Source organism: Nostoc sp. 'Peltigera membranacea cyanobiont' 232, assembly GCF_002245985.1.
GTDB lineage: Bacteria > Cyanobacteriota > Cyanobacteriia > Cyanobacteriales > Nostocaceae > Nostoc.
Genome location: NZ_NOLK01000186.1, coordinates 1 through 14,289 on the forward strand (window position 1 = coordinate 1; position 14,289 = coordinate 14,289).

General features: G+C 42.4%; 13 protein-coding genes and 1 pseudogene. 2 read left to right on the forward strand and 12 right to left on the reverse strand.

Features of this window, described 5'->3' with window-relative positions; translation table 11 throughout:
* Positions 1–187, forward strand: a 187-nt coding sequence (locus tag CDG79_RS44385) for a hypothetical protein (RefSeq protein WP_223278472.1), incomplete at its 5' end; no start/stop codon positions are given.
* 117 nt (positions 188–304) lie between these two features.
* Here CDG79_RS44385 and CDG79_RS34680 read toward each other — a convergent pair.
* The 12 genes and pseudogenes from CDG79_RS34680 to CDG79_RS34740 form a co-directional block, all read right to left on the reverse strand.
* A complete protein-coding gene (locus CDG79_RS34680) occupies positions 305–1,966 on the reverse strand; it encodes an FAD-dependent oxidoreductase (protein WP_094346159.1) in 1,662 nt (553 codons plus the stop codon).
* Between the two features lie 331 nt (positions 1,967–2,297).
* The gene (locus tag CDG79_RS34685; protein WP_094346160.1) at positions 2,298–4,469 is read right to left on the reverse strand and encodes an AGE family epimerase/isomerase; all 2,172 of its coding nucleotides are present in this window, start codon (positions 4,467–4,469) and stop codon (positions 2,298–2,300) included.
* Positions 4,462–4,623 carry a hypothetical protein gene (locus tag CDG79_RS34690; protein ID WP_189525234.1) on the reverse strand — a complete coding sequence of 54 codons (162 nt, stop codon included), beginning with the start codon at positions 4,621–4,623 and terminating at the stop codon, positions 4,462–4,464. Before CDG79_RS34690 ends, CDG79_RS34685 begins: the two co-directional genes overlap by 8 nt.
* Before the next feature lie 841 nt (positions 4,624–5,464).
* Positions 5,465–8,125 carry an MGH1-like glycoside hydrolase domain-containing protein gene (locus CDG79_RS34695; RefSeq protein WP_094346161.1) on the reverse strand — a complete coding sequence of 887 codons (2,661 nt, stop codon included), beginning with the start codon at positions 8,123–8,125 and terminating at the stop codon, positions 5,465–5,467.
* Positions 8,126–8,204: 79 nt separating this feature from the next.
* A pseudogene (locus CDG79_RS34700) lies at positions 8,205–8,465 on the reverse strand (amylo-alpha-1,6-glucosidase); the annotation flags it as partial.
* 193 nt (positions 8,466–8,658) lie between these two features.
* Positions 8,659–9,432, reverse strand: a complete 774-nt coding sequence (locus CDG79_RS34705) for a glucose 1-dehydrogenase (RefSeq protein ID WP_094346162.1) — start codon at positions 9,430–9,432, stop codon at positions 8,659–8,661.
* Between the two features lie 435 nt (positions 9,433–9,867).
* A complete protein-coding gene (locus CDG79_RS34710; RefSeq protein ID WP_223278521.1) occupies positions 9,868–10,782 on the reverse strand; it encodes an MIP/aquaporin family protein in 915 nt (304 codons plus the stop codon).
* A gap of 43 nt (positions 10,783–10,825) precedes the next feature.
* Complete coding sequence (locus tag CDG79_RS34715) at positions 10,826–11,239, reverse strand: VOC family protein (RefSeq protein ID WP_262985867.1); 414 nt, start codon at positions 11,237–11,239, stop codon at positions 10,826–10,828.
* Between the two features lie 197 nt (positions 11,240–11,436).
* The gene (locus tag CDG79_RS44390) at positions 11,437–12,258 is read right to left on the reverse strand and encodes a nuclear transport factor 2 family protein (protein WP_223278522.1); all 822 of its coding nucleotides are present in this window, start codon (positions 12,256–12,258) and stop codon (positions 11,437–11,439) included.
* A 439-nt stretch (positions 12,259–12,697) separates the two neighbouring features.
* Positions 12,698–13,096, reverse strand: coding sequence for a nuclear transport factor 2 family protein (locus tag CDG79_RS34730; protein ID WP_094346163.1), 399 nt, complete (start codon positions 13,094–13,096; stop codon positions 12,698–12,700).
* A gap of 86 nt (positions 13,097–13,182) precedes the next feature.
* A complete protein-coding gene (locus CDG79_RS34735) occupies positions 13,183–13,632 on the reverse strand; it encodes a hypothetical protein (RefSeq protein ID WP_094346164.1) in 450 nt (149 codons plus the stop codon).
* 39 nt (positions 13,633–13,671) lie between these two features.
* The gene (locus tag CDG79_RS34740) at positions 13,672–14,109 is read right to left on the reverse strand and encodes a thiamine pyrophosphate-dependent enzyme (RefSeq protein WP_223278524.1); all 438 of its coding nucleotides are present in this window, start codon (positions 14,107–14,109) and stop codon (positions 13,672–13,674) included.
* On the opposite strand from CDG79_RS34740, the gene CDG79_RS44395 reads away from it, so the two are divergent.
* Positions 14,008–14,223, forward strand: a complete 216-nt coding sequence (locus tag CDG79_RS44395; RefSeq protein ID WP_223278523.1) for a hypothetical protein — start codon at positions 14,008–14,010, stop codon at positions 14,221–14,223. The genes CDG79_RS34740 and CDG79_RS44395 overlap by 102 nt on opposite strands.
* The last annotated feature ends 66 nt before the right edge of the window (positions 14,224–14,289 follow it).

Genomic DNA, 14,289 nt, shown 5'->3' on the forward strand with positions numbered 1-14,289 from the left:
GCTTGCTCGTCTCAAAAAAAGTATTTCACAGACGAGTAAGCTTTTTCTACCTTCAAAAACTTTTTGGGCAACCCTCCACCGTTATCGCTTCCATTTCACAGCCTCTACAAAAAATAGCGATCGCAGCCAAGCGCCCACTGCTATTAACGCATTAATACTTGTAATGCTTATGCAGCAAGGTTTGTAGCTTTTCTTAGTGCCATTCGTTCATGGCCGTGTTCAGACAACCATTGGAATTGCTCATCTGTCAATTGTGCAAAAAGTGACACTTGACGCAAAGCATCTAACATCATTACATCCATAATTACACCTTACTTAGATATTGATGGATAAACTGAATTGCGATCGCACCCTCTCCAACCCCAGAAGCAACTCGCTTCACAGAGCCGTTACGCACATCTCCAGCCACAAAGATGCCTGGTACACTGGATTCAAGCAGGAAGGGTTCGCGATCGAGTTTCCATGCCTTTGAACATCGTTTATTGTGTATCAGGCTCGACCCGGTGATAATAAATCCTTGTTCGTCTCTCTCTAGAGTCCCATCTAGCCAATCAGTGTGTGGTCTCGCGCCAATTAAAATGAATAGCAACTTTGTGGGAATGGTTTCTTGCTCGTGAGTTTTCGTGTTAGCGATCGTAACTGCTTCAAGGTTAGTCTGACCATGAACCTCAACGATGTGCGAGTGAAACCGTACTGTAATATTGTCTGTTGCTAAAATTTGGTCTATCAAGTACTTTGACATACTTGTAGCCAGTGAATTGCCGCGTACCAACATAGTCACATGGCGAGCGTACTTAGAGATGTATACCGCAGCCTGTCCGGCGGAGTTAGCTCCGCCAACTACATAAACATCTTCATTTTGACAGGAGAGTGCTTCCGTCATTGCTGCACCGTAGTACACACCAGCCCCAGTCAAATCCTCAATTCCAGGTACATCAAGCTTGCGGTATGAGACACCTGTGGAAATCAACAATGCGTAACAGCTTAATTCTGTCCCGTCTTTCAGCTTGACGATCCGATAAGAATCTTGCAAGCGAATGTCAATTACTTCTTGAGGTGAGAGAAACTCTACCCCGAATCGTTTCGCTTGAGTAACGGCGCGGCGAGCTAATTCCGATCCAGCAATTCCTTGAGGAAAGCCTAAATAGTTTTCGATCCGAGAACTTGTTCCTGCTTGTCCCCCTGGAGCCTCTTTTTCAATTAATACTGTGCGTAAACCTTCAGAGGCTCCATAGACTGCGGCTGCCAAACCAGCCGGGCCAGCGCCCACGATCGCCAAATCGTAAAAGGGCATTTGGGCGTGCATCTTCAACCCGATTTTTTCAGCAATTTCGGGGTGGGTTGGCTGTGTGAGATATGAACCGTCAGGACATATTACTAGTGGTAGGTGTGTCATATTACATTGACTATAAGTCAGCCATTGACGCGCCTCTTCATCTGTCTCAATATCTAGCCACTGATAAGGCACATGATTGCGGGCTAAGAAGTCTTTAATGTGATGGCACTTGGGCGACCAACGAGAGCTAATAATCCGGATACCTTCAAAGGGTGGGCGGTATGACGAAACCCAATCGTCTAGTAAGTCGCTAAGAACTGGATAGAGAAGATCTTGTGGCGGTTCCCACGGTTTGAGAAGATAGTAATCAATCTTGGCTGTATTGATTGCAGAGATGGCAGCATCAGTGTCCGCATAAGCTGTTAATAAAACTCGTTTTGCAGACGGGAAAATTTGCATAGCCTGTTCAAGGAACTGCACACCCGACATTTGTGGCATCCGCTGGTCTACCACACAGAGCGCCACTGTCTGATTACGTAATTTTACCTGTTGCAATACTCTCAAAGCGTTTGCACCAGAGTCGGCTCGTAGTACCCGAAAGCGATCGCCATACTCGTGTCGGAGATCTCGCTCTATTACTCGTAAAACTCCGGGGTCATCGTCAACAGTAAGTAGTACAGGATTTACCAAAATAGCTCCTTTCTGGGGATGATGTTTGTAATTATTTCACCTTACTCAGTGCTGAGTACTGAGTAAGGTGAAATAATTACTCAATATTTTTTGTTTATCAGTATAAAAAGTTGTATTGACTAAGTAAGGGAGGCTAGGGGTACAGGGAAAGAAAAACTTCCCCACACTCCCTGCTCTCCCTGCTCTCTTTACTCCTTTCAACAAATAACTTTCCTTAACCGAACTCTATTGAGCGTAGTCCTAATAGCTTTGGATAAACCGTAGTTTCCTTGTTGGAATCGTGTATTTGCTATCCAATTTTTAGGACTACTAAAACGTCTTTTAATGCAATCTACACACTGGCCATCTCAGCAGTTTCATACCGTTCCAAGACAGTTATACTGTCGCAAAATGCACTCGTAGTCAGAAATTGTTTTACATTCTCCGGTGCGCCGACTATGTAGAGTTCAACATGAGAACCCAGTTTTTGCTTAGTAAAAATTAGGGCCCGCAGACCAGCAGTAGTAATACATTCCAAGTTTTGTAGTAGTAAGACGAGACGATTAATTGGCTGTGCTGTGGCTTTGGTTATGGCTTCCTGAAAATGTACCACGCCATTGGCATCCAATAACCCAGTTAAGGAGATTTTGGCAATACCATTACTGACTTCCAACACTGTTGCGTCGAAAGATACTTGAGTCGGCAGAAGTCGAACTCTAACTTTCACAGCGTCTTGACTAATCGGTAGTTTGACTGTCAGGTTGGCAGCATCAAAATCAGCATACCTTTGCCCATCGATCCAAACATCCCCAATCCGCACGCTACCTGGTGGTAAGATATCTGGTGCAACTCGCAGAATGTTGTCCTTAAAGCCACCTGGTTTTGGTTTGAAGTACAAATCCATTGGCTGTTTAGTAATCAGCAGATTTGTATAAACGCAAGCTAAATAGGCCAATTCAAAGGAATGATAACCACTCATGGAGTGGCTTCCCTTACCTCGTTCTGTTCCTAACAAGTAGGGAATCCCATTTGACAGAACGTTGAAGTAGATACCCCCAGCCACGTAATCCAGGAACCAAGCATTATAGAAAGCTGCTGCTTCCCGAGCTTGGCGTTGGTATTCAGGTTTATCAAGTGAACCACTCAAGATTAGGTAGGCTAAGATAGCTTGTTCCTGTTGCCACCAAGCTTTCCGATTATGCCAAACAAAGCGGTGTACCTCTTGTCCTGGTTTTAAAGTGCGTTCCACCACATCGTACCAACCGCCACGCTGTTGGTCGCTACCGACTGCTGGCATGATTTCTCCAATCTTTTCTGCCAGAGTCACATAGTTTTCTTTTGGTTTCAGGTGGTTCATCCGCATTAGGTTCCAAGCAATTTTGAGGTTATGACCTACAACTGCTCGATTCTGCTGCCATCCCCAAGTTGTATCGTGACTCCAATCCTCATGAAAACGTTCTTGAACAAATGGGCTATGGTCATAATCGGGGAAACGCTTTTCAATGGTGTCGAAGGTGTACTCCAAGAAAGTTGCGTATTCTTCTTTGCCAGTTGCCAACCACAGATTGATCAAATAAGCTGGGGCATGGTCACCTACCGAGTTCCAGTTTTTCTTGGCACGATTGTGGCCTAGAGTCTGAGAATGGGGACTGAGAGTAATCGGATCGATATGGGAGAAAAATCCTCCTTTCTCTGTTTTGTCCAAGAAATACTTGTCAAACAGATTAATCGTTAACTCGATATCTTTGATGATGCGTGGATCGCCGGTGATCCGATAGGTTTGGGTAGGGCCAGCCAAGGCATAAATTTGCTCATAGGCTGGAATAGCATCATAATCATCTCCAAATTCTGAGGAGAATATTTTCTGTTCGCTACCGCCGGGATTGACATCAACACCGTGATACCAATAGCAAATTCCTTCGCCTTCATCGAGAAAACGCATGTGTTGGCGCAGGTATTCAGTACCTTTTTCCGAGGCTTCCAGATAGCGATCGTCCCCAGTCATCATGTAAGCTGTGGCAAAACCGTAAACTAGGCGAGAAATAGTATCAGTTTCCTGACGATTACTATCTTCTTTGGAACCAACTAAACCGATACCAGTGCGATATTTCCGATAATCAATTTCGCCATCTTCAAACTGAGCTTTGAGGTAAAAATCGCCCAAGCTTCGGATTTGCTTAACCCACCAATCTGGTCTTTCAAAAAGATACTCGTTTTCTGTTCTACCCAGAAAAACTATGTGTTTAGCTTCAAACTTATGCTCGCCTGTTTCAGGATAAAAAATGCCATACACGAAAAGATAGCAATCTGGAACGAGCATTGAACTTATTTGGCTAGTGCAATCAAAGAAAGGCTCATTTAAATTGCGTACTAGTTCACCATAGGTCATTGAGGTCAATGCTACTTCAAATTTCCTGCCATCTGAAGTTTTGAGATCGAAAGTACCAGAATCTCCTTTACTTGAATCAAAAGCGGTAACATACCCAGCAATCAAATCCGAAAATGAGAAGTCTATATTACTCATTGAATTCACTCCGAATTGGAAATTCATTAATTGGAAACCATTTAGAAATCAGAACAACAACGCTACGCTCTTTAACAGCATAGATATTACCTGAAACTAGAGTTTCTTCCCCTGGTTCTACAATATCCATTGGAGAAGAAAGAGCAGTATCCACGACTCTGCACCATTTTCTACCTTTAATAAATCGTAGATTTGGTGGTCTTCAAGACGCTTGATGACTCGCTAACGCTACGCTATCAGTCGCGGGTCTGAATCCCCGACTGATTGATTCTGACTCCTGAATTCTGACTTCTGAGTTCTTCTTCAATGTTTGTATCATCTATTCATAGATTTTCTATTCATGAATTTCGAGTAATTGCTAAGTCAAATTTTCGCAACTCTTTGGCGAAATTAAATCTACTTGTGCCGATAATCGAGTTACCAATTAAGTAGCTTATATAATTAATTTTAATGCCTGCTTAATTTAGTTACAAGGGTTTAACTTTCGGAGTGTGTTTGTATTCTTTTGATAATAAATAAACGCAGTTAAAAACTTGCCTAGTACCGCCGTGAAGTCAAAAGTCAAAAGAAATATAGCGTAAACGTTTCGTTGATTTGAAATGGGTTGTTTATTTACGCCCATCTACTTAGTGAATAGAATTGCCTTAAATTGTAGAGTGCCTTACCTTGAGCGAACGTACCTTATACCAATTCAAATAATGTTTGTGATACATAAATTATTCGTAAGGGCACAACAATGTTGTGCCCCTACCCATCTATCGCATTCTTTTTTCAAATTGATATTAGATTGATTTCATACACAATATCTAAGGAGAATTAGAAGTTTATACAAATGAAAATCAAGTTTTCTCTGCTTTGGTAAATTTGGCGTTGCATATTTGCGGGATGATTTTGCTAGTTTTGTGGGATGGGAAACATGAGCGTCCTCTGTATTTCTGGGCGGGTAAGATGCCCACCCTACAAGAATCATCCCTTAATTCAGCAACGCCGTAAATTTAATCTGACAAAATCTGTTCTGTACATTGCTGAATTAATTTGGCGATTAAACCTGTCCAACCAGTTTGATGACTAGCACCAATACCTGCGCCATTATCTCCATTAAAGTATTCATTGAACAGAATCAGGTCGCGCCAATTGGGGTCAGTTTGAAATTTTTCTGTTCCACCATAAAAAGGTCGTTTACCGGAAGCATCAGTCAGAAAAATTTTGATCAGCCTTTGAGCTAATTCAATTGATACTTCCTTGAGTGTCATCATTTGTCCAGAACCGGTGGGACACTCAACTTTGAAATCGTCACCAAAGTAGCGATAGAACTTTTGTAGCGATTCTAGCAGTAGATAATTAATCGGGAACCAAATTGGCCCGCGCCAGTTTGAATTACCGCCAAACATCCTTGTGCTAGATTCAGCAGGTTCGTAATCTACTCGATACTGCCGATCATCTACGGTCAAAACGTAAGGATGGGACGCATGGACTTTAGAAACAGAGCGAATTCCATAAGGTCCGAAAAATTCTGTTGCATCTAACATTTTTTCTAGGATGCGACGGAGTTTATCTGGATAGGCGATCGCCAACAGGTGACGCTCACCAACCCCCTGTTTCTGCATACAAGCGATATTTCGTGTCAGATCGGGGCGATTTTTCAGAAACCATTGCGTCCGTTCTCTAAAACCTGAAAGCCGTTCTAAGGTTTCTGGTTCTAAAATACTCACGGCGCATAAGGGAATTAACCCCACTAGCGATCGCACTTTCATGGGAAATTGATGACTATCAGGTAAATGTAGAGCATCGTAGTAAAAGCCATCAGTTTCATCCCATAGCGCTATTTCGCTATCGCCAACGCCGTTCATGGCATCAGCAATGTAGAGGAAATGCTCGAAAAACTTGCTGGCGATGTCCTCATAGGTGGAATTTTCCTTTGCTAACTCTAGGGCGATGGTCAGCATATTCAAAGAATACATCGCCATCCAACTTGTACCATCTGCTTGTTGCAGATATCCACCAGTTGGTAGTTGAACGCTGCGATCGAAGACACCAATATTATCCATACCGAGAAAGCCACCCTGAAAGATATTTTTGCCTTCTAAATCTTTCCGGTTAACCCACCAAGTAAAGTTCACCAGTAATTTCTGAAAGACACTTTCCAGAAATTTTTTATCTGCACGACCATAGATTTTTTGCTCAATCTGATAAACTTGCCATGCTGCCCAAGCATGAACGGGTGGATTGACATCACCAAAAGCCCATTCATAAGCTGGTAGCTGACCGTTAGGATGCATATACCACTCCCGTGTCAAGCGACTGAGTTGCAGCTTGGCAAAGTCGGGGTCAATCATCGAGAGCGGAATTACATGAAAAGCTAAATCCCAAGCCGCAAACCAAGGGTATTCCCATTTATCGGGCATGGAAAGTATATCGTCGTTAAATAAATGAAACCATTCATGATTTCTGCCATTGAGCCGTGATGCTGGTGGCTTCGGGGTTGCTGGATCGCCTTTTAGCCATTGGTCGGCGACATAGTAGTAAAATTGTTTACTCCATAACATGCCAGCAAATGCTTGCCGCTGCACATTACGTCTGTCTTCTAACATCGGTAATGGAGAAATCCGCTGATAAAATTCATCCGCCTCATGCTGGCGCTGTTGCCAAATTGTCTCAAACTCAGTTCCAAATGGTGCAGTTAAATTTTGCACATCACTTAACCGCAACCGTACTATCTTGGTTTCACCTGCACCAATTTCTAATTCGTAACGAGCTGCAAATTTAGTGCCGATGCGGTTGGGATTGACAGCGGTTTTTTCCCCATTCACGACATAATTATTGATGCCATCTTTTACGTATGGCGAAGCATTGTTGACTGCAAACAATCTTTGATTATTAGTCTCATTTTCTGTAAATAGTAGCTCTGGAGTTTCATTACAATAGAGCCACCGGGTTTCTAAAGAAGGGTTATAAGCTTCGATGGTGCTGAGATCAGAGTTCGATTGGCTAATTTTTAACCAGGGCTTCTCTTGTTGATTATCAGTCCAAGACCAGGTGTTGCGGAACCAGAGCGTGGGCAGCAGATGCAGCGTTTTTGCTTCTGAACCTCGATTTATCGCGCTGATTTGAATCAAAATGTCTTCGGGTGAAGCTTTAGCATACTCAACGAATACATCAAAGTAGCGGTCTTGAGCAAATATACCTGTATCGATTAATTCAAACTCTGGACTTTGGCGACCTCTGTGGCGATTTTCTTCTACCAGCTGACCGTATGGAAAAGCAGCTTGGGGATATTTATAAAGATATTTCATATAGGAGTGAGTAGGGGTGTTATCCAGGTAGAAGTAGTATTCTTTAACATCTTCTCCGTGATTCCCCTCATTCCCTGTGAGACCAAAAAGTCTCTCTTTGAGAATTGCATCTTCACCATTCCAAAGAGCGATCGCAAAACATAATCGCTGATGATTATCAGAAATTCCCGCAATCCCATCTTCTCCCCAGCGATAGGCGCGGGAGCGAGCATGATCGTGGGGAAAGAATTCCCAGGCGGTACCATCAGGGCTATAGTCTTCCCGCACCGTTCCCCACTGTCTTTCGCTCAGGTAGGAACCCCATCGTTTCCAATAGGCTGTGCGATCGCGGTCTGCTGCTAATCTTGCTTCTTCTTGAGTCATGGCGATTTTAGATTTGGGATTTTGGATTAAGAATCTAACGGCACAAGGCTTGTATGCTGATTTTGGATTAATGCAAAACTTAAAACTCAGAATTCTCTGTGGTCGGTTCTGTTGCTATCCAGGCGCGAAGCACTTCTGCCACCGTCCAGGCTTGAGCAATACAACCTCGTGGGCTGAGTGGCTCATCGCCATCAAAAATCTCACTGAGACTACCGACGCCGTGAGTGCATAGATGATTAGCCATTGGCTGAAGTAAACTCTGAGCTTGGGCTGGATCGTTAAAAACACGTAGGTGGGCTAAAACAAATGGCCCAATTAGCCAGCCCCAAACTGTTCCCTGGCTAAGTCAAATTCATATAGGACTTACGCAAAATAATGAAAAAACGAACCGCCTTCGCGTTAGCGTCTCCCCTTGGGAGAAGGACGCCAAGGACGCAGAGAAATAAGAGTTTTAGAGAGTTATTGCGTAAGTCCTGTCATAGTACCACTTATGGGCGGGTGAAGCATGAGAGCGATCGCTCAAGAGAAACTACCTACTGCTCATGATAGTTACGGCTCAATCCCCCATCTACGTAGAAGGTTGCGCCTGTGATGTAGTCAGCATAGGCTGACGCTAAGAAGGCAACTATCGGCGCGATATCCTCTGGCTTGCCTAAACGACCCAGGGGAATATTTTTCAACAACGCTGCTAATTTTTCGGGGTCATTTAACAGCTTACTATTGATTGGTGTCTCAATTGCTCCAGGAGCCACATTGTTAATTGTAATTCCCAAAGGTCCAAGCTCAACTGCTAGGTTACGCATCATCATCTTCACACCGCCCTTGCTGGCACAGTAGGCAGTGAAATGGGGGAATGCTATTTCCTCATGGGTGGAGCTAATATTGATGATTTTGCCAGTTCGCTTGGTTTCAATGAAGTGCTGCACGATCGCTTGAGTGGCGAAAAATGTACCTTTGAGGTTCAGGTCAATCACTGCATCATAGTCGGCTTCGGTGATGTTCCAGAAATCAGCATTCCGACCGTCGATACCAGCGTTGTTTACGAGAATATCTAACTTACCAAAGTGTTGAATACCCTGGTCTATGAGTTGACGAATATCAGCAATTACACTTAAATCGGCTTTAACAGTTAAACCTTTGCTACCAGTCGCTTCTACTTTCGACAGAGTTTCTTCAGCGCCTTCAGGATGAGAACGGTAGTCAATCACCACATCTGCACCTTGTTCAGCCAGATATACGGCAACAGCTTGACCAATTCCGCCGCTACTACCAGTTACTAAAGCTACCTTACCTTCTAGTTTCTTCATTGACTTTTTCCTTCTAGAATATTTTGATGTTTTCAGGTCTTAATAAATGACTTTCAACTAAAACAATCTTTGCAAGAATTCAGAAGTCAGAATAGTTTAAGTATCAGGATCGTATTTGATGAATTAATATACCGATCATACTAGACTCTTGACAAATTTTGATTTCCAAGTGCTGAATTCTTATTTATCCCTCTTTTATCCCTCTGAGGAGAGAAAAATACTCTACCTTTGGTAAGGTTCAGATGTAGTGAAAAATTTGGCGATCGCTTATGTTATCTACTCCGCAGAATCTCATCATTTTAACTTATGTGTTGTGAAAGTTGAAAGCGATCGAGCTTATAGATTATTCTCTGTCAAAAGTAATAAAAGAGGGATATATACCTGATTTTTTGCTAGTTATACCTTGGCAGCAACTTTGTTGTTTCTAGCTTAAATCTACTGATGCTTTGCCAGGTATGGTACTTTTACATTCTTAAAAATGCAACGATAGTTAGGAACATGAAAAAGTTTCCCTGTTAAAACTTCACTTTCACCCATAGATATCAGTTGAAAAACTTTCACGGCAACTATTGCTCCTAATGGGGATGCAATACAATAAAGCCACTGGTTTTGCCAAGACCATGCTAATAAAGCCGGCCCAAAACTGCGTGCTGCATTCAAACTGGTGCCAGAAATCGGCGCTCCCAACCAGACCATAGTTGCCACTAGCAGCCATACCATTACAGGTGTCCAGCGCAATAAATGATGATGACTTAAGAAGATGAAGATAGACAATACTAACAAAAATGTCATGAAAACTTCAGCTAAAAATACATACCACAAAGGATAACCTATTCCAGGTGAAGTGATGCAATAATTGACGCTAACCAGGTAATTTCCCCACAAAGCTAATGCTAAAGACGTGCCAATAATTGCACCGATAAATTGACCAAAAATATATCCAATTAAGTCTTTTTTATGCATTTTGCCTTGCAACCAAAATGCTAATGATAAGCCGGGGTTGAGGTGCGAACCACTCAATTTTCCTAAAGGGGAAATACTAAATAATGCACCACTTCCAGCAAAAATGAGACCATTAATTAATAAACGAGGACTTACTGCCGGAATGAGATGCTCCATAGGTAAGCCTTTGCCAAAATTGAAGGTGATGATACTGAATCCAACCAAGAGATTGAAAGCAGTTCCCACCAACTCTGCACCATATTCAGACCAGTTAAGGGTTTTCCAGTTTGTGAAAGTATTCATGAGTTTCTTTCTGCGATCGCCAATTAGACTATATACAGCAATTCCATCTAGGTTTTGAACAAAGATTAACGAGTAGACAAGAATTTTAATTCTGAACTTGTTCATCTCTGATTGCGGAATGCTGTATATAGTTAAGTTGAAATTACCCTCAATTTGCCTGCAATGCTGGTGGATTCTCTTGATCGACGTATCCCTGGCTAATTTCAACAATATTACCATCGGGATCGGATACCCAAACCGTCCGCCACCCAGGAATAAAGCCATCAAAGTTGAGTGGCCCAAGGGTTACTTTTGCATCATTGCCAATCTCAGCTAGTTTAGCATCAACATCATCAACCTGAAAACCAAAATGACGCCAAGCTGGATAAGTAGGACCATCTTGGGTGGCTAAAGGCACAGGGGTTTCTCCCTTAGCTTGGAAGAGTTCAAGATACATATCGCCCAACTTCAGAAAGACAATCTGCTCATTATTACCAACAGGTGCAACCCTTGCCCGTTTAAACCCGAAATATTTCGTGTAGAATTTTTCAGTTGCAATTGGATCTTTGCAGCTGATTGCCATTTGAGAAACTTTTAGCAAAGTCATTACTTCAGTCCTTACTGACAGAAAAAAAGTGAACTTATAGCAGATTTTAACTTGGTGAAGTACACGAACTCAGTCTTAAAGCCTGTTTTACTCCTGTTAGCGCAGCGGGGCGTAGCCCATTCTGACGCCAAGCCGCGCAGCGTCTCTGGCTCCGCTCCTGAATTCCGCTGTAGTTATGCGTATGTTCCATCGGGGTACTGAACTACACCAGCAAAGTGAACAGCAATTTTGCGATCGCGCAACACCCAGTTATCATAGAAACTGACTTCGCCAACATCACCATTGACGCTTCTGGTTTTCAGGCTTTCAACTATCATCAGAGTATTTTCGGTTTCAGCCCACTGGTCAAGCTTGACTTCCAAATCTTCTAGACTGAAAATCCGACTTTCAAAGAATTGTTTGAGCGCTTGACGACCACGTACATAAAGAGGTTTACGGTTTTCAGTTAAGGTGCTAATTAGCAGCACATCATCAGCATATTGGTTGAGTAAACCATCAACATTCTTCGCTTTAATGAAGCCGATATGCTCTTTATAAAACTTACCCAATGGAGAGTCAGGTGCTTCTGATTTAACTGTTCCTGCATTTACATAAGTTTTATCAGGATACTGAATTACACCGGCAAAGTGGATAGCGATTTTTCCATCTTGCAAAAACCAGTTATCGTAAAACTCTACACTACCGACTTCACCAGTTTTACTTGCGGTTTTTAACTCTTCTACCATCATCAGCGTGTTTTCAGTTTCAGCCCACTGGTTGAGCCTGATTTCAAAATCTTCTAAACCGAAAATGCGACCTTCAAAGAACTCTTTGAGTGCTTGACGACCTTGCACGTAGAGCGGCTGGCGGTCTTCAGTTAAGGTGCTAATCAGCAGAGCATCATCAGCATACTGATTGAGTAAACCATCAACATTCTTCGCTTTAATGAAACCGATATGCTCTTTGTAGAGCTTGCTGATGGGAGATACAAGCAATTGTTCTATGGGTGTACTCATAGTAATCCTCTATTGTAGGGTATTCCGACTGAAACAAATTATGGTGAGGATGGAAATAAAACCGAGTTGCACTTAAGTTAAGTATGTAGTAAACACTAAAGTGTTTACCACATATAGGACTCCTATTTGATTTTTGAACAGATACGTAGTGTGTGTTAGCGACAGCGTAACGCACTATTATCAAGGGTTTGGTGCGTTACGCGAAACGCTAACGCACCCTACAAATACTAAAGTGTTTACTACATACCAGGTAAAGTCACTGTGGTAAGCTGTTGCGTATTTAATTTGTATATGCGATGCGGACAAGATGCCCGCACTACAATAATTTTACGTTTTCGTACTATACAATTTAGATGCACATCAGCTTAGACTACTATTTGCAAACTACAAACAAGCGCGTAGTTTACCGCCGTAGACATCTCCTAAAATTAGTGCTATTCTAGGAAACCCAAAAACCAAAGTGATAAGCAATTTGTCCATTACGAAGAGTCCAAGCATCTCCAACTGAGACTTGACCAAGTTTACAGTTGAATTTCGCTTGGAAAAATATAGCGTCTTCCGCTTCAGTGAAGTCCAGAGATTTGATATCAATATATTCGATTGTTCTCAGGTAATCGTGAAAGAATGTTTTGATATTTTCACGACCATTAACTGTGATGGGTGCTGGTGTATTTTCAAACCCATTAAAAAAGGTGATTAATACAGCATCTTCTGCATAATCCCTATCCACCATTTCATCGATTTTTCCGGCAGAAATAGTCTCGATATGTTTGTCAAAGAATTTCCGCCCAAGTGAAATTGTTGAAACCGTCATTTTTTTATCTTCTGTAATTTTCATGTAATTATAAGTTTGGAGCGCTATTAACTACATACAATCTGTTATATGCACCCCAAAACTTTGTTTTTTCGCGGATGTCTGCAATCTTAAAGACGTGCAGATCCTTCATAATAACTAAGTGAATCGACAATGTAGGTTGCAATTACTGGCTTACCAGTATTAGGCGATCGCTTCACGATCCAAGTTTGATAAGCATCTAAAACAATGCGTTGACTTTTGGCTGCTGGTGGATTCCACACACTAGCTTCCCATTTGACGATGACTTGAACACTCGCCTCGTCTCCTGAAGGTGTAACGTTGACTTCCTTTAAAGTATGGACTTCATCAAAGAAAATCCCGATAACGCGATCGTACCAACCTTTAAATCCATCAAAACCATAAACTGTAGCTTCAGGAAAGCGCATTTCTAGACCATCTTCAGCTAGAAAAGGAATATAATCTTCTAGCGGAGCGTGAACATCTAGTTTCAAATACCAGTCTGCTGCTAGTTGCTTGATTTCTAATTCTGTTAAAGGTGCTAATTTAGCTACTGTCATTGCTTTTCTCCCTGTTAATTCAGTAAAAATTCCGGTCTACTATTGACCACACTTGACACCGATCTTTGTACCGACAATTTCATTTGTCAGTACCAAATCAATCAGAAATGGCCCGTTATGATCCAATGCTTTTTGGATAGCTGGGGCAATCTGATCTGGGGTTTCTACCCGAATCGCCTGAACCCCTAAAGACTTTGCTAATTCAGCGAAATCGATACTTGGGTTGCAGAGGTTAAAAGAAGATGGGTAGTCGTGTTCTGGTATTTGTTGCTCGCCCCAGTAGTGCAGAATATTCAACTTGAGAATTTGATAGCTGTGATTATTACAGATGACAAATTTGGCATCTATATTGTGGTGGGCAGCAGTCCAGAGGGCTTGGATCGTATACATACTGCCGCCATCACCAGTGAAGGCAAACACAGTTTTATCTGGATTAGCCAGCTTAATACCGATCGCTCCCGGAATCCCAACACCCAGCGAACCGCCTCGTGTTTGGAAGTAATGTCCGAGTTTTGTCGGTGGTATGTACCGAATGGCACTAAGAAAAGCCGAAACCCTTGCGGTTTAAGCAGTTTGCAATTGCTTGCGTAATTCATGCCGGGGTTTCGTCATCAAGGGGTAAATTTTTGGGCGACGTTTACGGACTCGTGGTTCATT